19 protein-coding genes are annotated in these 19,355 nt (G+C 69.0%); 4 read left to right on the plus strand and 15 right to left on the minus strand.

Going from position 1 to position 19,355, the window contains the following annotated elements:
* Positions 1 to 25: 25 nt before the first annotated feature.
* Together NGH83_RS09235 and NGH83_RS09240 are read right to left on the minus strand one after the other, a co-directional pair.
* Positions 26 to 718, minus strand: a complete 693-nt coding sequence (locus NGH83_RS09235) for a response regulator transcription factor (RefSeq protein WP_251855967.1) — start codon at positions 716 to 718, stop codon at positions 26 to 28.
* A complete protein-coding gene (locus tag NGH83_RS09240) occupies positions 715 to 1,977 on the minus strand; it encodes a sensor histidine kinase (RefSeq protein WP_251855968.1) in 1,263 nt (420 codons plus the stop codon). Before NGH83_RS09240 ends, NGH83_RS09235 begins: the two co-directional genes overlap by 4 nt.
* A 221-nt stretch (positions 1,978 to 2,198) precedes the next feature.
* Here NGH83_RS09240 and NGH83_RS09245 point away from each other — a divergent pair, with 221 nt between their 5' ends.
* Positions 2,199 to 3,203 (plus strand): hypothetical protein, encoded by a 1,005-nt coding sequence (locus NGH83_RS09245; RefSeq protein ID WP_251855969.1) that lies wholly within the window; start codon positions 2,199 to 2,201, stop codon positions 3,201 to 3,203.
* Positions 3,204 to 3,309: 106 nt separating this feature from the next.
* Here NGH83_RS09245 and era read toward each other — a convergent pair whose 3' ends face one another.
* From era to hrcA, 8 genes are all read right to left on the minus strand, one after another.
* Positions 3,310 to 4,218 carry a GTPase Era gene (gene era, locus NGH83_RS09250; RefSeq protein WP_251855970.1) on the minus strand — a complete coding sequence of 303 codons (909 nt, stop codon included), beginning with the start codon at positions 4,216 to 4,218 and terminating at the stop codon, positions 3,310 to 3,312.
* Positions 4,215 to 5,543 carry a hemolysin family protein gene (locus NGH83_RS09255; RefSeq protein WP_251855971.1) on the minus strand — a complete coding sequence of 443 codons (1,329 nt, stop codon included), beginning with the start codon at positions 5,541 to 5,543 and terminating at the stop codon, positions 4,215 to 4,217. The genes era and NGH83_RS09255 overlap by 4 nt, the downstream gene beginning before the upstream one ends.
* A complete protein-coding gene (gene ybeY, locus NGH83_RS09260) occupies positions 5,540 to 6,031 on the minus strand; it encodes an rRNA maturation RNase YbeY (protein ID WP_251855972.1) in 492 nt (163 codons plus the stop codon). The genes NGH83_RS09255 and ybeY overlap by 4 nt, the downstream gene beginning before the upstream one ends.
* Before the next feature lie 3 nt (positions 6,032 to 6,034).
* Positions 6,035 to 7,093 (minus strand): PhoH family protein, encoded by a 1,059-nt coding sequence (locus NGH83_RS09265; RefSeq protein WP_251858500.1) that lies wholly within the window; start codon positions 7,091 to 7,093, stop codon positions 6,035 to 6,037.
* A gap of 94 nt (positions 7,094 to 7,187) precedes the next feature.
* Entirely contained in the window at positions 7,188 to 7,538 is a 351-nt protein-coding gene (locus NGH83_RS09270) for an HIT domain-containing protein (RefSeq protein WP_251855973.1), read from the minus strand.
* A 72-nt stretch (positions 7,539 to 7,610) separates the two neighbouring features.
* Entirely contained in the window at positions 7,611 to 8,339 is a 729-nt protein-coding gene (locus NGH83_RS09275; RefSeq protein ID WP_251855974.1) for a 16S rRNA (uracil(1498)-N(3))-methyltransferase, read from the minus strand.
* Between the two features lie 6 nt (positions 8,340 to 8,345).
* Positions 8,346 to 9,449 (minus strand): molecular chaperone DnaJ, encoded by a 1,104-nt coding sequence (dnaJ, locus tag NGH83_RS09280; RefSeq protein WP_251855975.1) that lies wholly within the window; start codon positions 9,447 to 9,449, stop codon positions 8,346 to 8,348.
* Positions 9,450 to 9,530: 81 nt separating this feature from the next.
* Entirely contained in the window at positions 9,531 to 10,553 is a 1,023-nt protein-coding gene (hrcA, locus tag NGH83_RS09285; RefSeq protein WP_251855976.1) for a heat-inducible transcriptional repressor HrcA, read from the minus strand.
* Positions 10,554 to 10,761: 208 nt separating this feature from the next.
* On the opposite strand from hrcA, the gene NGH83_RS09290 reads away from it, so the two are divergent.
* Both NGH83_RS09290 and NGH83_RS09295 read left to right on the plus strand, forming a co-directional pair.
* A complete protein-coding gene (locus NGH83_RS09290) occupies positions 10,762 to 11,235 on the plus strand; it encodes a DUF4870 domain-containing protein (protein ID WP_251855977.1) in 474 nt (157 codons plus the stop codon).
* A gap of 102 nt (positions 11,236 to 11,337) precedes the next feature.
* Positions 11,338 to 11,742, plus strand: coding sequence for a DUF4870 domain-containing protein (locus NGH83_RS09295; RefSeq protein ID WP_251855978.1), 405 nt, complete (start codon positions 11,338 to 11,340; stop codon positions 11,740 to 11,742).
* Between the two features lie 97 nt (positions 11,743 to 11,839).
* Here NGH83_RS09295 and hemW read toward each other — a convergent pair whose 3' ends face one another.
* On the minus strand, positions 11,840 to 13,081 hold the full coding sequence (gene hemW / locus NGH83_RS09300; protein WP_251855979.1) for a radical SAM family heme chaperone HemW: 1,242 nt from the start codon (positions 13,079 to 13,081) through the stop codon (positions 11,840 to 11,842).
* Between the two features lie 245 nt (positions 13,082 to 13,326).
* On the opposite strand from hemW, the gene NGH83_RS09305 reads away from it, so the two are divergent.
* Positions 13,327 to 14,013, plus strand: a complete 687-nt coding sequence (locus NGH83_RS09305) for an HAD family hydrolase (protein WP_251855980.1) — start codon at positions 13,327 to 13,329, stop codon at positions 14,011 to 14,013.
* 7 nt (positions 14,014 to 14,020) lie between these two features.
* Here NGH83_RS09305 and NGH83_RS09310 read toward each other — a convergent pair whose 3' ends face one another.
* The 4 genes from NGH83_RS09310 to NGH83_RS09325 all read right to left on the minus strand — a co-directional run bounded on the left by NGH83_RS09310 (position 14,021) and on the right by NGH83_RS09325 (position 19,330).
* Complete coding sequence (locus NGH83_RS09310) at positions 14,021 to 14,701, minus strand: DUF1990 family protein (RefSeq protein ID WP_251855981.1); 681 nt, start codon at positions 14,699 to 14,701, stop codon at positions 14,021 to 14,023.
* 125 nt (positions 14,702 to 14,826) lie between these two features.
* Positions 14,827 to 15,966: a hypothetical protein gene (locus tag NGH83_RS09315; RefSeq protein WP_251855982.1), complete on the minus strand. Its 1,140-nt coding sequence runs from the start codon at positions 15,964 to 15,966 to the stop codon at positions 14,827 to 14,829.
* A gap of 159 nt (positions 15,967 to 16,125) precedes the next feature.
* Positions 16,126 to 17,979: a translation elongation factor 4 gene (lepA, locus tag NGH83_RS09320; RefSeq protein WP_251855983.1), complete on the minus strand. Its 1,854-nt coding sequence runs from the start codon at positions 17,977 to 17,979 to the stop codon at positions 16,126 to 16,128.
* A 202-nt stretch (positions 17,980 to 18,181) separates the two neighbouring features.
* Entirely contained in the window at positions 18,182 to 19,330 is a 1,149-nt protein-coding gene (locus NGH83_RS09325) for a pyridoxal phosphate-dependent aminotransferase (RefSeq protein WP_251855984.1), read from the minus strand.
* Positions 19,331 to 19,355: the final 25 nt, after the last annotated feature.

Genomic DNA, 19,355 nt, shown 5'->3' on the forward strand with positions numbered 1-19,355 from the left:
AACCGCCGGAGACGGCCGAGACTCGTCAGAGGACGCCGTGCTCGTAGGCGAAGACGACCAGCTGCACCCGATCCCGCAGCCCCAGTTTGCCGAGGACGCGGGAGATGTGCGTCTTTACCGTCGCCTCGCTGACGTACTCGTGAGCGGCGATCTCGGCGTTGCTGAGGCCTCTCGCGGCGAGCATGAAGATCTCGCGCTCGCGGTCGCTGAGTTCGGCCAGCACCGATGCGTCGGCACCGCGAGGCCCCGAACCGAAGTGCTGGAACAGCTCGGCGGTCGCGGACGGCGCGAGCACCGCGGTGCCGGCATGCACCGTGCGGATCGCGGAGAGCAGGAATTCGGGTTCGGCGTCCTTCAGCACGAAACCGCTGGCGCCGGCGCGGATCGCGCGCGCCGCCGCCTCGTCGAGGTCGAAGGTGGTGAGCACGATGATCCTCGGCGGCGCGGCATCGCGGGCGTCCGCGTCGGCGATGATGCCCTCGGTGCCGGCGATGCCGTCGGCGACCGGCATACGGATGTCCATGAGCACCACGTCCGGCGCGGCACGAGCGACCATCGCGACCGCGGCACGACCGTCGGCCGCCTCGCCGACGACGCTCATGTCGGGCTGCGACTCGATCAGCATGCGCAGTCCCGACCGGAACAGAGCCTGGTCGTCGACCAGCGCGACACGGATGGGGCGGGACTGCGGATCCGTGTCGTCGGCTGCCTGCGTCATGCGCGCACCTGGCTGATCGGCATCGGCTGGGTGAGGCCGCTGGTGCGATCGAGGGGCAGCACGATGCGCACCCGGTAGCGGCCGTTCGTTCCGTCGCCTGCCGCGAAGCTGCCGCCCGCGAGGGTCGCACGCTCGCGCATCCCGGGGATGCCGTGGCCGGACGGATTCACGCTGCGCTCCCCCTGCGGCACGTCATTCGTGACGCTGACGGTGAGGGTCGAGTCGCTCCAGTCGAACTCCAGGTCGGCGGGCGACGTCCGGGCGCCGTGGCGCAAAGCGTTGGTCAGCGACTCTTGAACGACCCGATACACCGCGAGCCCCGCCGACTCGCTGAGCGGAACGCCGACTCCATAGCTCGTCCAGTCGATCTCGAGCCCCGACTCGCGGAAGCCGCGCACCAGGTTGTCGAGATCGTTCATGCCCGGCTGCGGGCCCGCCTCCTGGCTGTGCCGCAGCTCGGTAAGCAGCGCGCGCACGTCGCCGAGCGCCCCGCGTGCGGTGGAGGCGATCGTCGCGAGCGCCTCATCGACCGACTCGGGCGAGGCCTTCGCCGCGTAGCGGGCCCCGTCGGCCTGCGCGATCACAACGGCGAGCGAGTGCGCGACGATGTCGTGCACGTCACGGGCGACGCGGTTGCGCTCGTGCTCGAGGGCCGCCTCCTGCTCGGCCGCCGTGAGGCGCACCTCGGCGTGCGCCTTCGACTCGCCGAGCACCCGCCGCTCCTCGGTCAGAGCGCGACGGTCGAGCAGCGACCGCACCAGCACGCCCGCCGTCCACGGCAGACCGGCGGCGGCGAGGCCGAAGACGAAGAAGAACGCCCCGCCCTGCGATCCGAAGATCCAGGAGATGCCCGCCAGCCCGACCGCTCCGACGATCACGCAGACGAACCCGAGCCACTTGGTCACGGGCCGCCCGTAGGCCGACGAGCCGAAGAGCACGAGGAGCAGCGGGAACCAGAAGACGGACATCGTCGTCGCGTCGGCGATGCCGAGGAACGGGACCGTGATGGTAGCGAAGGCGGCGACACCGAGCGCGGCGAGCGGCTGCACGCGATGCAGGCCGATCGCAACGGCGAGGAGGAGGGCGAGCAGCACGACGGCCATCCCCCCGCGTCCGATCTCGCCGAGGGACGCGGCCATGAAGTAGAGCAGCGCCACCCCGACCTCGACGAATCCGCGATACCGCACCCACGCCGCGGGCGTCGCGAGTTCGAGCAGACGCCGTTCGAACGTCGAGAGCCCTGTCGCCTTGTCATCCATGACGCCCACCGTACGACGCCGGACACCGGCGGAACCCGCTGTGGTCGAGCTTTCATCCCCGCGGCGGCACGGGTCATCCCCCCGGCTGATTGGGCGCTCCTCGTCGCGTCGGAGGCGCTTGCCACAGGCCGACTTCAGCAAACGAACGACCGCCGTTCAGGATTCACCCAGCTTGGCCCAATAGATGTGGGCCACCCATCTCCCCCACCCCGGAGGTACCCGTGACCGCTCTGTACATCGCCGGCCTCGTCGTGTTCTCGCTTCTCACCGTTGTCGCCGCAGGCGTGATGCGGGGGACGCAAGGCGACGATGGATTCTTCGACGCACTCGGCAATTTCCCGACGCTGCTGATGCTCCTGCCGGTCGTGTATGCCGCGCAACACTCGCTCGCCCGCACCACCTACAGCGATGACGAGCGCGCACGTGCCTCGCGGCGGGTTCTCCTCGTCGTCGGCGGAATGACGCTTGCCGGCGCGCTCCTCACCTGCGTGCAGTCGGCGGCACTCGGTGGCAGCGGACCGATCACCGCGGTGACGGTGATCCTCGGCCTTGCGTCAGTCGGCTACTCGCTCTTCGTGGGGCGCAGGATCTCCCGCCGCCGACAGTCGACCTCGGAGACGGGGCAGGACACGGGCTCCGCTTCCGGGAGCGGCTCGGCAGCGCCGGTCGCGGCTTCCAGTGACTCCGAGGCGATCGAGCCGGTCCATGCTCCGAGGCATCTGCTTCCCATCTTCATCGTGGCCGCTGTCGTCGGGTTCGTCGCTCCGTTCCTCGTTACCCGCTCGACCCCACTCGACCTCGCGATCTCGATCGCGCTCAGCCTTGTCGCGTCGGGCGTCGTCTCCGCACTGGTGTCCATCGCATTCTTCGCATCCACCACCAGCCGGATGCGCAAGATCGCCGGGGAGAGCCCGATCGGCGGTGGCCCGATCACTCGAGCGGTTCTGCAGCGCAAGCGCGTCGATCTCGACGCCGATCAGCGTTCTCGGGCCGAGGCGTACGCCCGCTCCTTCCTGAATCTGATGCCGTACAGCCTCGTGATCCTCGGCTACTTCTTCGTCTCGATCGCCGCCGGCTCACTGGTCGTTCTGTCAACCGACGACTCTCCGAGCAGCAGGGGCCTCTTCGCAGTACTGCTGCTTCCCGTCGCCATCGTCGTCCTGGTCGTCGTCTTCACGCGACAGATCGTGAGCGCCCGTCGCTACCTCACGTCGACTTCGTCCTGACCGCGCCGCCGCCGGAGCGAGGCGGCGGTCGTCGAGGTGCCCAGTTCTGTCGGTGTTCGCGCCCGAACACCCGCAGAACTGGGCACCTCGCGCGCGCGGACGCGGGTTAGAAGCCGAGGCGGCCGAGGAGCTTGGGGTCGCGCTGCCACTCCTTCGCGACCTTGACCTGGATCGCGAGGTACACGGGCTTGCCGACGAGCGGCTCGATGCCCGCGCGGGCCTTCGCACCGATCTGCTTCAGGCGGCTGCCGCCCTTGCCGATGATGATGCCCTTCTGGCTGTCGCGTTCGACCCAGAGGTTGATGTAGATCTCGAGCAGATCCTTGTCGTCGCGCTCGATCATGTCGTCGACCGTGACGGCCAGCGAGTGCGGCAGCTCGTCGCTGACCCCTTCGAGCGCCGCCTCGCGCACCAGCTCGGCGATGCGCTCCTCGAGCCCCTCGTCGGTGACGGCGTCGTCGCCGTAAAGAGCGGGCGACTCGGGCATCAGAGCGATGAGCTCGCTGGTCAGGGCGTCGAGTTGGATGGCCTGAGTGGCGGAGACGGGGACGATGGCCTCCCACTCGCGCAGCTGCGACACGGCCAGCAGTTGATCGCCGACGACCTCGCGCGGCACGCTGTCGACCTTGGTGACGACGGCGACCTTCTTCGCCTTGGGGTACCGGTCGAGCTGCTCGTTGATGAACCTGTCGCCCGGACCGATCGGGTCGCCGGCGGGAACGCAGAACCCGATGACGTCGACGTCGGCGAGGGTCGACTGCACGAGATCGTTGAGGCGTTCGCCGAGCAGGGTGCGCGGGCGGTGCACGCCCGGGGTGTCGACGACGATGAGCTGCCCCTCGGGGCGGTGCACGATGCCGCGGATCGCGCGCCTCGTGGTCTGCGGCTTCGCCGAGGTGATCGCGACCTTCTCGCCGACGAGCGCGTTCATGAGCGTCGACTTGCCGACGTTCGGGCGGCCGACGAACGAGACGAAGCCCGCCCGGAAGTCGGGAGTGGGTGCGTCGTCGCTCATGCGCCTGCCGTGTCCTTCGTGGGGGTCTGCTCGACGCGGATCTCGCCGGTGTCGTAAAGGGGGCGGGCGTCGGGGTCTCGTTCGACGAGCACCGTGCTGACACCGCGTCGGCGCCCGTCGGTGCGGTCGGCGGTGAGGATGAGCCCCGCGGTCTTCGCCGTCGAACCGCGCACGGGGAGCCGCCCGATCGCCTTGGTGAGCAGGCCGCCGACGGAGTCGACGTCGTCGTCGTCGAGTTCGAGCTCGAACAGATCGCCGAGCTCGTCGATCGGCAGGCGGGCGCTGACCCGGAACACCCCTGCAGAGACCTCTTCGACCTCGGCGGCGTCACGGTCGTACTCGTCGGAGATGTCGCCCACGAGCTCCTCGATGAGGTCTTCCATGGTGACGAGGCCGGCGACCCCGCCGTACTCGTCGAAGACGATCGCGATGTGGTTCGACTCGAGCTGCATCTGCCGCAGCGTCGCGTCGGCCTTCTTCGACTCGGGCAGGAAGAGGGCGGGGCGGGCGACCCGGGAGACGAGGTACTCGTCGGCGGAGGACGGGCGTTCGTAGATGAGGCGGGCGAGGTCGCGCAGGTACAGCACACCGGTGATCTCGTCGAGGTCGCCGCCCTTGGTGACCGGGATGCGGGAGTAGCCGCGCGACAGGAAGACGCCCATCGCCGCGCCCACGGTGGCGCTGTCCTCGATCGTCGCCATGTCGGTGCGCGGCACCATCACCTCGCGGATCACGGTGTCGCTGAACTCGAAGATCGAGTGGATCAGCTCCCGGTCGCCCTCTTCGAGCACATCGAGCTCGGTGGCCTCGTCGACCATGCTGAGCAGCTGCTCCTCGGAGGTGAACGTCGCCGACCGCGGACGCCCCGGCGTGACCCTGTTGCCGAGCGCCACGAGCGCGTCGGCGATGGGCCCGAGGAACACGCGTGCGCCGCGTACGAGCGGCGCCGCGAAGCGCAGCAGCGGACGCGCGTTGGCCCGGCCGACGGACCGCGGTGACGATCCGACCAGCACGAACGAGACGGCGGTCATGATGAGCGCGGCGAGGATGAGCGCCAGCCAGAGCGGCTCGACCGACGTCGCGAGGGCGAAGGTGACGAGCACCGCCGCCGTCGTCTCGGACGTGATGCGAAGGAAGCTGATCGCGTTGACGTGCGCGCTGCTCTCGGCTCCGATCGCGAGCAGCGATTTGCGGGCACGGGCGGTGAGCGCGAGTTCTTGGATGTCGGCGCGCGAGAGGGCGCCGATGGCCGCGTCGGAGGCCGCCATGAGGCCCGCGAAGCCGACGAGGACGAGTGCCGCGATGAGCAGCACGAGGGTGGTCATCTGCGCGACCGTCCACCCTTGCGACCTTCGCCGTGACGCTCCTCGTGCGCGAAGCCGACGAGGATGTCGCGCTGGATGCCGAACATCTCGCGCTCCTCTTCGGCCTCGGCGTGGTCGAAGCCGAGCAGGTGCAGCAGACCGTGCGCGGTCAGCAGTTGCATCTCCTCGAGCGGGCTGTGCCCCGCCTGCTCGGCCTGAGCGTTCGCGACCTGCGGGCACACCACGATGTCGCCCAGCAGCCCTGGCGGGGTGATGCGGTCGTCGGTGCCGGGGCGCAGCTCGTCCATCGGGAAGCTGAGCACGTCGGTCGGGCCCGGCTCGTCCATCCATTGGACGTGCAGCCGCTCCATCGCGCCCTCGTCGACGAACAGCACGGCCACGTCGGCGTCGGGGTGCACGTGCAGGAGGTCGAGCGCGAAGGTGAGCAGACGCTGGATGGCCGCCTCGTCGACGGCCATCCCGGACTCGTTGGTGATCTCGATCGACACGGCTTAGTGCTGTCCTCGTCGGTTGTGGTCGCGCGCGGCTTCCTGCGCGCGGCGCTCGGCGCGGTTCTGCGGGGGCCGGTGGTCGGCGAGTCCGCGACCGGACGTCTCGCCGCCGCGCTCGCCGCCCCGGCGCTCGTAGGAGCGCAGTTGCTGCTCGGCGTCGAACTTCGTGTACGCATCGACGATACGGCCCACGAGGGTGTGGCGCACGACGTCGTCGCTCGTCAGCTCGGAGAAGTGGATGTCGTCGATTCCGTCGAGCACGCGGGTGACGCGCGTGAGTCCGCTCGCCCCGCCGGGCAGGTCGACCTGGGTGATGTCGCCCGTGACGACCATCTTGGAGCCGAACCCGAGTCGGGTGAGGAACATCTTCATCTGCTCGGGGGTGGTGTTCTGCGCCTCGTCGAGCACGACGAACGAGTCGTTGAGCGTGCGTCCGCGCATGTAGGCGAGCGGCGCGACCTCGATGGTGTTGCTCGCCATGAGCTTCGGCACCAGCTCGGGGTCCATCATCTCGTTGAGCGCGTCGTAGAGCGGCCGCAGGTACGGGTCGATCTTGTCGGTGAGCGACCCGGGCAGGTACCCCAGCCGTTCGCCGGCCTCGACCGCGGGACGGGTGAGGATGATGCGGCTCACCTCGCGGCGCTGCAGCGCCTGCACGGCCTTCGCCATCGCGAGGTAGGTTTTGCCCGTGCCGGCGGGACCGATGCCGAACACGATCGTGTTGTGGTCGATCGCGTCGACGTACTGCTTCTGACCGAGGGTCTTCGGCCGCACCGACTTGCCGCGCGCCTGCACGATGGGGGTGCCGAGCAGATCGGCCGGGCTCGACGAGCGGTCGGCCTCGAGGATGCGGGCCGAGCTGCCCACCTCGACGGGATCGACGTCGCGGCCGCTGCGCACCATCTGCAGCAGCTCTTCGATCAGCCGGCGGGTGGCGTGCACCTGGTCGGCCTCGCCCGTGAGCGTGATCTCGTTGCCGCGGGCGTGCACCTCGACGAGCGGGTACTCATTCTCGATCTGCTTCAGGAGCCGGTCCTGCGGCCCGAACAGCCGCACCATCGCGATCCCGTCGATCTGGATGCGCACCTCGGCCTGTTTGGGCCCGCCCACCGTGCCGATCGCCACGGTGTCGAGTTCGGAGGAGCGGAAATCGTCAGCCGTCGCCAAGGGAACCTTCCGTCAAGCCGCCCGCGAGGACGTGGGCGTGCACATGGAACACGGTCTGGCCTGCGCCTTCGCCCGTGTTGAAGATGAGTCTGAAATCGCCATCGGAATTCGCCGCCGCGACCTTGTTCGCCACCGCGACCACCTCGGCGAGCAACGACGGGTCTCCGGCCGCGAGTTCGACGACCGTGCGGTACTGCTCGGTCTTGGGGATGACCAGCAGATGCACCGGCGCCTTGGGCGCGATGTCCTTGAGCACGAAGACCCGATCGGTCTCGTGCAGGATCTCTCCGGGGATCTCCCCCGCGCGGATCTTCGAAAACACCGACGTTTCAGCCATCGCCGATGATTCTACGTCCCACCGCCGACGTCCGAGTCGGGAAGTCAGCGCCGACGACCTCGTGCCGGCGGCCTAGCGCCAGCGCCCCGTGAGGGACGACAGGGCGGCGATCGCCGCGGGACCCGCCGTGGAGGTCCGCAGCACCTCGGATCCGAGGCGCACCCCCACCGCGCCGGCGTCGCGCAGCCGCGCGAGCTCGGCGGGCGAGACTCCGCCTTCGGGGCCGACGACGAGCACGAGGTCGCCGTCTCCTGCGGCGGCGTCGGCGAGCGAGCTCTCGGCCCCCGGGTGCAGCACGAGCAGGCGGCCCGACCGGGCGAGCGCGGCGACGTCGGACGTCGTCGCGAGCCCGGAGACCTCGGGGAGCCACGGACGCAGCGACTGCTTGACCGCCTCGCGGACGATCGCGCGCCACCTCTCCACCCCCTTGACGACCTTCGCGCCCTCCCAACGGGAGACGCTGCGCTCGGCGAGCCAGGGTACGACCCGGTCGACGCCGAGCTCCGTCGAGGCCTGGACCGCGAGCTCGTCGCGGTCGCCCTTCGCGAGCGCCTGGACGAGGGTGATCGTGCGTGCCGGGGCGGCAGTCCGCGAGACCGACCGCACCTGCAACTCGACGAGCGTGGCGGCCGCGGACACCACGACGCAGTCCGCCACTCCCCCGGCACCGTCACCGACGAGCAGTTGCTCGCCGACGCGCACCCGGCTCACCGTCGCGGCGTGCTTCGCCTCGGTGCCGGTCAGCTCGACGACCCCGCGCGCTCCGGGAAGGTCGGCATCGGTCAGATAGAAGTGGGCCACGTGGGCTCAGCCCATGAAACGGTCGCGCAGCTTCGCGAACATCCCCTGATGGAAAGTCGCCAGCTGCGGCTTCTGCTTGCCGCGCTTGGCGTGGAACTGCTCGATCAGCTCGCGCTCGTGGCGGTCGAGCTTGGTGGGCGTCACCACCTGCACGCCGACGCGGAGGTCGCCGCGCCCCTGCCCACGCAGGTGGGTGATGCCGCGATCCTTGACCACGAGCACGTCGGCGCTCTGCACGCCGGGGCGGATCTCGAGTTCGACCTCGCCGTCGAGCGACTGGATGGTCGTCTTCGTGCCGAGGATCGCGTCGCCCATCGGCACCTCGAGGGTGGCGAGCAGGTCGTCGCCGTTGCGGCTGAAGGTGTCGTGCGTGCGCACCTTGATCTCGAGGTACAGGTCGCCGTTGGGGCCGCCGGCGGGGCCGACCTCGCCCTGACCCGGCATCTGCAGACGCAGCCCGGTCTCGACGCCGGCGGGGATGTCGACCGGGACGTTGCGGCGGGCACGGACGCGCCCCTGCCCCTGGCAGGTGACGCAGGGGTTGGGGATGACGGTGCCGTAGCCGCGGCAGGTGCCGCACGGGCTCGAGGTCATCACGTTGCCGAGCAGCGAGCGGACGGTGCGCTGGATCTGCCCGGTGCCGCGGCAGATGTCGCAGGTGACGGGCGAGGTGCCGGGCTGCGCGCAGCTGCCCTTGCACGTCTCGCAGAGCACGGCCGTGTCGACCTCCACGTCGCGGTGGGTGCCGAAGACGACCTCGTCGAGATCGACTTCGAGACGCAGCAGCGCATCCTGCCCGCGTTCACGACGCGACCGGGGACCCGACTGGCGCCCGCCTCCCCCTCCGAAGAACGTCTCGAAGATGTCGCCGAAGCCGCCGAACCCGGCGCCGTCGAACCCGCCTCGGCCGCCGTTGTCGTACTGCTCGCGCTGACGCGGGTCGCTCAGCACGTCGTAGGCGTGTGTGACGAGCTTGAACCGCTCGGACGCGTCGGCGCCGGGGTTCACGTCGGGGTGCAGCTCGCGGGCGAGCTTGCGGTAGGCCTTCTTGATCTCCTCGGTGCTCGCTTCACGCGAGACCCCGAGCACCTCGTAATGGTCAGCAGCCACGGATCACCCTCAAAGTCTCTTGCATGCGTGGACGAGTCGAAAAACGGCGGACGGATCCGCTCGCGGAACGGTCGACTCCGGTCACCCCTCACCGAGCAGGCGGGACAGGTAACGCGCGACGGCGCGCACGGCCGCCATGTTGTTCGAGTAGTCCATTCTGGTCGGCCCCAGCACACCGAGATGCGCGAGTTCGCCAGAAGAGGAACTGTAACCGCTCGTCAGCACCGACGCTTCGGCGAGCCCCGACACCGTGTTCTCGCGGCCGATGCTGACGGCGATGCCGTTCTGGTCGAGCGCCATCTCACGGAAGAGGCGCAGCAGCACCACCTGCTCCTCGATGGCGTCGAGCACGGGGTGGATGCTGCCCGGGAAGTCGCGTTCGGTGCGCGCGAGGTTGCCGGTGCCGGCGAGCACGATGCGGTCCTGTCGGTTCTCGAGCACCTGATCGACGAGGGCGGTCGCGACCGCCGCGGCGGTGGAGGCGCGATCGGGCGCGAACTGGGCGGGGACCGCGGCGAGCGCCTCGGCGGCGGCCTGCAGCGCGGATCCGGCGGCGGCCGTGACGAACCGGGCGCGCAGGTCGGCGAGGAACTCCTCGTCCGCGGGCTCCGGCAGGTCGACCACCCTCTGCGCGACGTGGCCGCCGTCGGTGATCACGACGGTGAGCACTCGGTCGTGTGCGATCGGCACGAGCTCGATGTGCCGCAACGTGGTGCGCGACAGGGTCGGGTACTGCACCATCGCGACTTGGCCGGTGAACTGCGAGAGCAGCCGGACGGTGCGCGAGAGCACGTCGTCGAGGTCGAGGGAACTGCCGAGGAAGGTCTCGATCGCCTGCTTCTGCGCGGGCGAGAGCGGGCGCAGGTCGGCGAGCTGGTCGACGAAGACGCGGTAGCCCTTGTCGGTCGGGATGCGGCCGGACGAGGTGTGCGGCGCCGCGATCAGCTCCTCTTCTTCGAGCTGCGCCATGTCGTTGCGGATCGTCGCGGCGGACACACCGAAGCCGTGGCGCTCGACGATCGCCTTCGATCCGACGGGCTCACGGGAGGAGACGTAGTCCTGCACGATGACACGGAGCACCTCGAGACTGCGTTCCGACGCCATCCGCACTCCTTCCGACAGGCGACCGCGGGCGGGCGGAGGCTACTGCTGGCACTCAACGACTACGAGTGCCAATTCTAGCGCGAGCGGGCGCCGATCAGGCCATTGCCACGCCCGCGCGGCGCGGAGTATCTTGGGCGCCACTTGGCGCAGGGTGGCGCCGGAGAGCCTCTCCGCGCCTACGGATCGCCACTCATCGAAAGGCATGAGCATGACCGATTCATCCCTCCCGCCGAGCGATCCTGCCGGTGCGCCTGGCCAGCCGGGCCAGTCGGGCCAACCGAGCCAGCCCTACGCGCCCGCTCCCGCCCCGGCCGCTCCGCTGAGCGCCGCCGACGACAAGCTGTGGGCGTCGCTGTCGCACTTCGGTGGTGTACTCGGCATCCTGCCCTCGCTCATCATCTTCCTGGTGCTAAAGGATCGCGGCCCCCTGGTGCGGCAGGAGTCGAAGGAGGCGCTGAACTGGCAGATCACCTTCACGATCGGCATGATCGCCCTCTGGATCGTGGTCGGCATCCTGCAGGCGGTCCTCTACTTCACGCCGGTATGGTTCCTCAGCGCGATCATCGGCCTCGTGCCGTGGGTGCTCTACGTCGCCAACCTGGTCTTCTCGATCCTCGGCGGCGTCAACGTGCAGCAGGGCGGCAGCTACCGCTACCCGTTCGCGCTCCGCCTCGTGAAGTAGCGCCGTTCGCTAGCGGGCCGGAGGCCGCCGGGCCGCTAGCGTTAGTGCTGAAGGCGCCAGTGGGCGCATCGTCTGACCGATCCTTTTCCAGGAGGGACCGTTATGTCCGAAGTACCCCCGCCGCCGCCGTCGTACCCGGCGCAGCCCACCGCAACTCCGATGTCTCCCGAGGACCAGCGTCTCTGGGCGACCCTCACCCACGTCGGAGGCATCGTCGGCGTCGTCGTCTTCGGTGGTGGACTCGGATGGGTGATGCCGCTCATCACGTTCCTCACCATGAAGGAGCGCGGCGGCTTCATCCGCGAGCACGCCCGCGCCGCCCTCAACTTCCACCTGACGATGCTCATCGCGATCGTCGCCGGCTGGATCCTCACCATCGTGATCATCGGCATCCTGGTGCTCATCGCGGTGCCGATCCTCGTGATCATCTTCGGCATCATCGCCTCGATCCGCGCCAACAAGGGCGAGATGTACACCTACCCGCTCAGCATCCCGTTCGTGAAGTGAGCTGACGCGAGCACGATTCGCGAGGAGGGTCGCCGGGAACGGCGGCCCTCCTTCGTTTATGTGTGGTCGTGTTCTGCTCGGCCCGGCGACGCTGCAATCAGGTGATGCGGCGCACGACGTCGTCGGCCAGCAGGCGTCCCTTGAGGGTCAGCACCAGCCGTCCGCGAAGCGCGGCGGCCGGGTCGACGAGCCCGTCGGCGAGCAGCCCCGCCACCCGGATGCGCGCGTCGGCGTCGAGCGCATCGATCGACAGGCCCTCGCGGATGCGGACTTCGAGCAGCACCCGTTCGACCCGTCGCGTGTCGGCGTCGAGCGTTTCGCGCCCGACGGCGGGCGATTCGCCACGTCCGATCCGCTCGGCGTAGGCGGCGGGGTGGCGGGCGTTCCACCAGCGCACTCCCCCGACGTGGCTGTGCGCCCCGGGGCCGACGCCCCACCAGTCCGCACTGCGCCAGTAATTGAGGTTGTGCCGCGACATGTGCGCGGGATCGGGCAAACCGTCCGGCGTGGTGCGAGCCCAGTTGCTCACCTCGTACCAGCCGTATCCGGCGGCGGTGAGCAGTTCGTCGGCCAGCTCGTACATGTCGGCCTGCAGGTCGTCGTCAGGCGTCGCGACGATATCTGATCGGATCTGACGGGCTAGCTTGGTCCCGTCCTCGACGATCAGCGCGTAGGCCGACAGGTGGTCGGGGGCCTGCGCGATGGCGTGCTCGAGCGAGCGGCGCCAGTCATCGAGGCTCTCGCCGGGGGTGCCGTAGATGAGGTCGACGCTCACGTCGAGACCCACCCGGCGGGCGAGGTCGACGACGATGGGGATCCGCTCCGGGTCGTGGGTGCGGTCGAGGGTGCGCAGCACTGAAGGCACCGCCGACTGCATGCCGAACGACACCCGGGTGAAGCCCGCGTCGCGGAGCCGGGCGAGGTAGTCGGCGTCGACGGAGTCGGGGTTCGCCTCGGTCGTGACCTCGGCGCCCGGCACGATGCCGATGTGCTCGCGGATGGCGGCGAGCATGAAGGCGAGGTCGTCGGCGGGCAGCAGGGTGGGCGTGCCGCCACCGAAGAACACGGTCGACGCGGGGCGTGAGGCGATACCCGAGCGTTCGAGCCGTTCGGCGGCGAAGGCGACCTCGGCGGCGGCCTGCCCCGCGAAGTCCGCCCTCTTCGCGCCGCGCAGCTCGTCGGCCGTGTAGGTGTTGAAGTCGCAGTAGCCGCACCGGACCCGGCAGAACGGCACGTGCAGGTAGACCCCGAGCGCACGGTCGGCCGACCCCTCGGCGGCGGTCGCGGGCAGCAGCCCGTCGACGGGCGCCGGGTCGGCGAGCGGCAGAGCGGAGGGCATCCCTCCATTCTCCCCGAGCTGGCGCCCCTCCCGGCCGAGGTGCCCAGTTCTGCGGGTGCGGAGGCGAGAACACCCGCAGATCTGGGCACCTCGACGCGGAGCGAGTCGCCCACTTCACCCCGTGTCGAGCGCCCTCTACGGGGTGAAGTGGGCGACTCGGCGGCCGAGGTGCCCAGTTCTGTCGGTGTCGAGGCCCGAACACCCGCAGAACTGGGCACCTCGACGCGTGTGAGAGGGTTTTTCCCGTGGCCAATTACGTGCTCTGGGATGTCGACGGGACTCTGCTGAAGAACGGAGCGCGTGCCAGCCGGCTGTACGACGAGGCCATCGAGGCGGTCGCCGAGTTCGTGCCCGATACCCCGGGGCAGGGCGAGCACGGCAAAACCGACGGGCAGATCATCGCCGAGCGGCTCGCCCAGTACGGGCTCGACGCCGACCTGCACGACGCGGTCACCGCGAAGCTCGCAGACCTGTCCGAGGTCGCCTACTCCGGCCCGAACCGTCGCGAGGTCGCGCCCGGCGTGCGCGAGGCGCTGGTCGCCGTCCGCGAGGCGGGATGGGTCAACGCGCTGCTGACCGGCAACTCCCCCGCCCGCGCACGGGTGAAGATCGCAGGAGCGGGACTCGACGCCGACGACTTCGACTGGGCGCACTCCTACTTCGGCGACCGCGCCCGCGAGCGCAGTGAGATCACGGTCGCCGCGAACGCGGCACTCACCGGACACGCGCAGGTCATCGTCGGCGACACTCCGTCCGACGACGCGGCCGCGCAGGCCGCCGGCATCCCGTTCATCGCGGTCGCCACCGGAGTGTTCAGCGCCGACGAGCTGCGCAGCACCGGCGCACTCGTCGTGCTCGACGACCTGGTCAGCGGCCTCGACGAGCTGATCGCCCAGCTCGACGGGCTGGCGCGCGAGGCCGCCGCGTCCTGAGCGGTCGCTACTCCGCGGCCCCGGTCTGCCCGGCGGACCGCGTCGGGTGCAGTGCGGTGAGGTACTTGTCGGTGTAGCGCTTCTGCCCGAGCCGCAGCACGGCGAACGCGATCCGCCACCGCCAGTTCGTCGGTCTCGCGATCGAGCGGATGGTGAACCACACGGATCCGTCGTCGCGCGACTCGACGAGCATGAGCCGCTCGAACTCGGATGGCGAGCCGACCCGGCTGCCGTAGGCGTAGCCGACGCGCTTCGGCTCGTCGATGACGTAGACGACCTTGATCGGCACCTGGATGTGAGCGGGCCCCGACGAGTAGGTCGCGACCGCCGTCATGCCCGCCGACACGTACGGCGTGCCGTCGGGGGCGAAGAGCTCCTCCTCAGCGAGGTTCACCTGGCCGACGGGTCGGCCGTTCTCGTCGTACTCGATACCGACGTAGGCGTCCTCGTCGGCCTCGGCCTGGATGTCCCTCACCTCGACGCCGCTCGCCCGCAGCACGCCCCAGGTCATGAGCGACCGCGCGGCCTGATCGAAGCGCTCCTGGCCACTGCCGAGGCGGCGGCTGGCCTGCATCGCGCGGTACCCGGCGGGCGGATACTGCAGGATCTCTTCGGTCTGCGTCGCACCGATCGCCGCATAGTTGAGCGACGAGTCTTCCGGCGCTCCCGAGCGCATGGGTCCTGACATGTGTCGACGTGCTCCTCACTGCGGCGGGTCGGAAGGGACCTTCAACCCGCCCTCGAACTTAGCAAGGTCGAGCGGACGTCGGGCCAATCGCCGCCTGCGGGAGGCCTCCGAAGACTTTCAGTCCGTCACTCGAAGCCGCTCGTCGTATTCACGCCTATGCGCTCGACCCCAACGCGCTCTAGCAGCTCCCGATACTCGATCGCCAGGCGAACGCCTGTGCGCGTAAGATCCCCCCTGGCTATTAGCGTATTGACTGCCAGAATCGTTTCGTCGTCGTTTTCTAGAATCAGGTCCCGATAGTGCGATAGCGCGAGGTCTAGCCCTCTCACGTCGAAGTTCTCCACCTCACCGCGTATTGCATCGAGCCCCTCCTCGCTTTTCCTCGCCAACCACTCCGTGACCTGAAGGTCGACCTGCTGCGGTCGATCGAGTCGCCCGCGCGCCACGTCGAGTAGCTTGCGGCTTACCCGACGCGCGGCGCCCGTCGCACCCTCTTCCAGCAACTCCCGCGCTTGTCTTGAACCCCAGCTGTACGTGGCGTCGAGCTCTCCCGGAACTAGCGTCAATGCTGAGCTCGCGCACATGAGGAGCCCGAAGGAGACCAGCTCATCACGAGCTCGATTGAGGTAGGGCCGGTCGATAAGCAACCGCTCCCCGTCGGCCGGAACGGATGGCGCGCTGTTCGATTTGGCGAGCCCGGTATAGATCGAGTTGACACGTCCGTCGGTGTGCGCCACCAAGTTTCTCCGGGCATCAACCTCACGGAAGGCCCACCAAGACTCCGGGATGTCTCGCCAATTGACGCCGAACTGCAGGAACCACTTCGCCCAATCGTCGATGCCGCCATGCATCAGTCCTTCGACGACCTGAGAAGCCACATACGTCTTCGCCGCTTCAGGCGAAGATAGCTGTTCGAATACCGCCAGCTCCAGCTTCTTGGATCCGAGGCTTACGACCTCAGGTTTAGTCATTATGAGCAACGCGCTCACGCGGGCGACGAGCGTTTCGAAGGACGCCGAGATCAGTAGGAGAGCCGCTCGCCCCGCAGACTCAGCTACATCCGGTCGTTTCACAAACCTCGCCGCCTGAAGAACTGAGCGCATGAGCACTTCCTCCAGCTCAGGGTCCGAAGTGGTCACTGAAAACTCAGCTTCTTCCCCCTTGCCGCTGTCCGCGGTCAGGCGCTCCAGCCCATGCCCAAGTTCTCGAAGCAAGTCTCTATAGATAACCTGCTGCTGCCCAGAGAGCCCGGCTCGTTCGAGCACCGAGCCGAATGGCTCCCGCATATTGGGCTCTGGTGCGGCTAGAGCCAACTCGAGCGCGACCTCAATCCGCGCCCGGAACTGCGCAGCTTCGTCATAGAGGGCGACGTGAAGGGGATGGGGTTGACCCCCTCGACCGTGGCGCGAGCCTCTTACAGCCAATTACTTGTCCTTCTTCGCCGTCTCGACGTCGCCCGAGAGCGCAGCGATGAACGCCTCCTGGGGCACCTCGACGCGGCCCACCATCTTCATGCGCTTCTTGCCCTCCTTCTGCTTCTCGAGGAGCTTGCGCTTGCGGGTGATGTCACCGCCGTAGCACTTGGCGAGCACATCCTTGCGCATGGCGCGGATGTTCTCGCGGGCGATGATGCGGGCGCCGATCGCGGCCTGGATGGGCACCTCGAACTGCTGACGCGGGATCAGTTTGCGGAGGCGCTCGGCCATCATCGTGCCGTACGCGTACGCCTTGTCGCGGTGCACGATGGCGCTGAAGGCGTCGACCTGCTCACCCTGCAGCAGGATGTCGACCTTCACCAGGTCGGCCTCCTGCTGACCGGACGGCTCGTAGTCGAGGCTCGCGTACCCTTGCGTCCGGCTCTTCAGCTGGTCGAAGAAGTCGAACACAATCTCACCGAGCGGCAGCGTGTACTTCAGCTCCACGCGGTCCTCGCCGAGGTAGTCCATGCTCTGCATGGTGCCGCGGCGGGTCTGGCAGAGGTCCATGATCGCGCCAACGTAGTCCTTCGGCGCGAGGATCGACGCGTTGACGATCGGCTCGACGACCTTCTCGATGCGGCCCGTCGGATACTCGCTCGGGTTCGTCACCGTGACCGTCTTGCGGTCCTCGGTCGTCACGTCGTACGGCACGCTCGGAGCGGTCGTGATGAGGTCGAGGTCGAACTCGCGGCTGAGCCGCTCCGTGACGATCTCGAGGTGCAGCAGGCCGAGGAAGCCGCAGCGGAAACCGAAGCCGAGCGCCACCGAGGTCTCGGGCTCGTACTGCAGCGCCGCGTCGGAGAGCTTCAGCTTGTCGAGCGCCTCACGCAGGTCGGGGTAGTCGCTCGCGTCGATCGGGTAGATGCCCGAGAAGACCATCGGCAGCGGATCGGTGTAACCCGACAGCGCCTCCAATGCCGGCTTCGCCGCACTCGTGACCGTGTCGCCGACCTTCGACTGGCGCACGTCCTTCACGCCGGTGATCAGGTAGCCGACCTCGCCGACGCCGAGACCCTCCGACGGGGTCGGCTCGGGCGAGCTCACACCGATCTCGAGGATCTCGTGAGTGGCGCGCGTCGACATCATCTGAATGCGCTCACGTGGGTTCAGCTTGCCGTCGACCATGCGGACGTAGGTGACGACGCCGCGGTAGGCGTCGTAGACCGAGTCGAAGATCATGGCGCGGGCGGGCGCGTCGGCGTCGCCCTTCGGCGCGGGGATGCGCTCGACGACGCGGTCGAGCAGCTCCTCGACGCCCATCCCGGTCTTGCCCGAGACGCGGAGCACGTCGTCGGGATCTCCGCCGATCAGCTGCGCCAGCTCGCGCGCGTACTTATCGGGGTCGGCCGCGGGCAGGTCGATCTTGTTGAGCACCGGGATGATCTCGAGATCGTTCTCGAGCGCCAGGTACAGGTTCGCGAGCGTCTGCGCCTCGATGCCCTGTGCCGCGTCCACCAGCAGGATCGCACCCTCGCACGCGGCGAGCGACCGCGAGACCTCATAGGTGAAGTCGACGTGGCCGGGGGTGTCGATCATGTTGAGCGCGAAGGTGTCGGATCCGATCTGCCACGGCATGCGCACCGCCTGGCTCTTGATCGTGATGCCCCGCTCGCGCTCGATGTCCATGCGGTCGAGATACTGGGCGCGCATGTCACGGTCGGCGACGACGCCCGTGATCTGCAGCATGCGGTCGGCCAGAGTCGACTTGCCGTGGTCGATGTGGGCGATGATGCAGAAGTTGCGGATCGCCTCCGGGGCGGTTGCGGCGGGCTGGAGCGCCTGAAGAGCACGAGGAGACATGACGAATCAGTCTCCCATGTTTTTCGCGACCACCCATCCTGCCGCCGGGCCTGCCGTGGGGCTGCTATCGGCGGTGCACGGATCAGGACGGCAGGGGCGACACGCCCACTCCGACGGCGGTTTCGGTCCTGATCGGTGGCGCTCCTCCTGAACCGTGCACGATCTCCTGATCCGTGCACCGCGGGCGGGGAGGGACGTGCCGTCAGCCGGCGTCGGGTGCGGGCAGCCGCCCGAGGCCCTCGAGGAGGTCGGCGCGGGCGGCCGCGACGCACACGCGGATCCACCCCTCGCCGCTGCGCCCGAACGCCGATCCCGGCGCCACGGAGACCCGCTTCTGCAGCAGGAAGGACTCCGCCCACGACGCGACGTCGCCGTCGGTCGCGTGCGACATGTCGATCCACAGGTAGAACGCGCCGGTGGGCGGCAGGTACCGGATGCCGCGCTCGCGCAGCAGCTCGGTCGCCGCGTCGAGGTTGACGCGATAGTGGGCCGCCGCCGCGTCGACGTGCGACTGGTCGCCGGTGATCGCGGCGACCGCCGCCCGCTGCGCAGGAGTGTTGACGCAGCTGATGGTCGCCTCCTGGTAGGTGCGCATGATGTCGGCGAGGCCCGGAGGGGTGACGAGGTAGCCGACCCGCGCACCGGTGAGCGCGTAGGTCTTCGACACGGAGAACACGCTGAAGACCCGGTCGTCGGTGTCGAGGGCCGCGAGGCTCACGTGCGGGTGGCCGTAGCTGAACGCCTCGTACACCTCGTCGGAGATGACCCAGAGGTCGTGCCGAGCCGCGAAGTCGAGGAGTGAGACGAGCACCTCGTCGGGGAACACGGCTCCGAGCGGGTTCGACGGCGAGTTGACGATGAGCAGCCGGGTGCGGTCGCCGACCAGCTTCTCGAGCTCGTCGATGTCGGGCAGGAATCCGGCGTCGGCGTGCAGCGGATACGGCACCGGTTCGGCGTGCAGCATCCGCGCGTTCATCGTGAACGTCGTGTAGCCGGGGTCGGGCACGAGCACCTCGTCACCGGGCGCGAGGGTCAGCGCCATGGCGAGGTTGAGAGCCTGCGTCGCCCCGGAGGTCACCCAGATGCGCTCGAGATCGACGTCGATGCCGTTTCGCTCGCGCAGCTTGTGCTTGATCGCGCCGCGCAGCTCCGGGATGCCCCCGTTCGCCGTGTAGTTCGTGTCATCGGCGAGCCACGCCGCGCTGCCCGCCTCGAGGACGTGCCGAGAGACGTCCACATCGGGTTCGCCGACGGCGAGGGCGATGACGTCGTCGAGCTGCAGCGCCAGCTCGTGGATGCGGCGGATGCCCGACGCGGGAACCGAGGCGACCTGTGAGGCGAGGAGTGGCATAGACGCCTCAGCGTAGTCTCGCCGT

The sequence above is a fragment of the Herbiconiux sp. L3-i23 genome (assembly GCF_023734115.1).
GTDB lineage: Bacteria > Actinomycetota > Actinomycetes > Actinomycetales > Microbacteriaceae > Naasia.

Coding starts and splice junctions, on each gene's coding strand:
- NGH83_RS09235 (WP_251855967.1), bottom strand. CDS start 718: ATGACGCAGGCAGCCGACGACACGGATCCGCAGTCCCGCCCCATCCGT.
- NGH83_RS09240 (WP_251855968.1), bottom strand. CDS start 1,977: ATGGATGACAAGGCGACAGGGCTCTCGACGTTCGAACGGCGTCTGCTC.
- era (WP_251855970.1), bottom strand. CDS start 4,218: ATGAGCGACGACGCACCCACTCCCGACTTCCGGGCGGGCTTCGTCTCG.
- NGH83_RS09255 (WP_251855971.1), bottom strand. CDS start 5,543: ATGACCACCCTCGTGCTGCTCATCGCGGCACTCGTCCTCGTCGGCTTC.
- NGH83_RS09265 (WP_251858500.1), bottom strand. CDS start 7,093: ATGGTGCGGCTGTTCGGGCCGCAGGACCGGCTCCTGAAGCAGATCGAG.
- NGH83_RS09270 (WP_251855973.1), bottom strand. CDS start 7,538: ATGGCTGAAACGTCGGTGTTTTCGAAGATCCGCGCGGGGGAGATCCCC.
- hrcA (WP_251855976.1), bottom strand. CDS start 10,553: ATGGCGTCGGAACGCAGTCTCGAGGTGCTCCGTGTCATCGTGCAGGAC.
- NGH83_RS09290 (WP_251855977.1), top strand. CDS start 10,762: ATGACCGATTCATCCCTCCCGCCGAGCGATCCTGCCGGTGCGCCTGGC.
- NGH83_RS09295 (WP_251855978.1), top strand. CDS start 11,338: ATGTCCGAAGTACCCCCGCCGCCGCCGTCGTACCCGGCGCAGCCCACC.
- hemW (WP_251855979.1), bottom strand. CDS start 13,081: ATGCCCTCCGCTCTGCCGCTCGCCGACCCGGCGCCCGTCGACGGGCTG.
- NGH83_RS09310 (WP_251855981.1), bottom strand. CDS start 14,701: ATGTCAGGACCCATGCGCTCGGGAGCGCCGGAAGACTCGTCGCTCAAC.
- lepA (WP_251855983.1), bottom strand. CDS start 17,979: ATGTCTCCTCGTGCTCTTCAGGCGCTCCAGCCCGCCGCAACCGCCCCG.
- NGH83_RS09325 (WP_251855984.1), bottom strand. CDS start 19,330: ATGCCACTCCTCGCCTCACAGGTCGCCTCGGTTCCCGCGTCGGGCATC.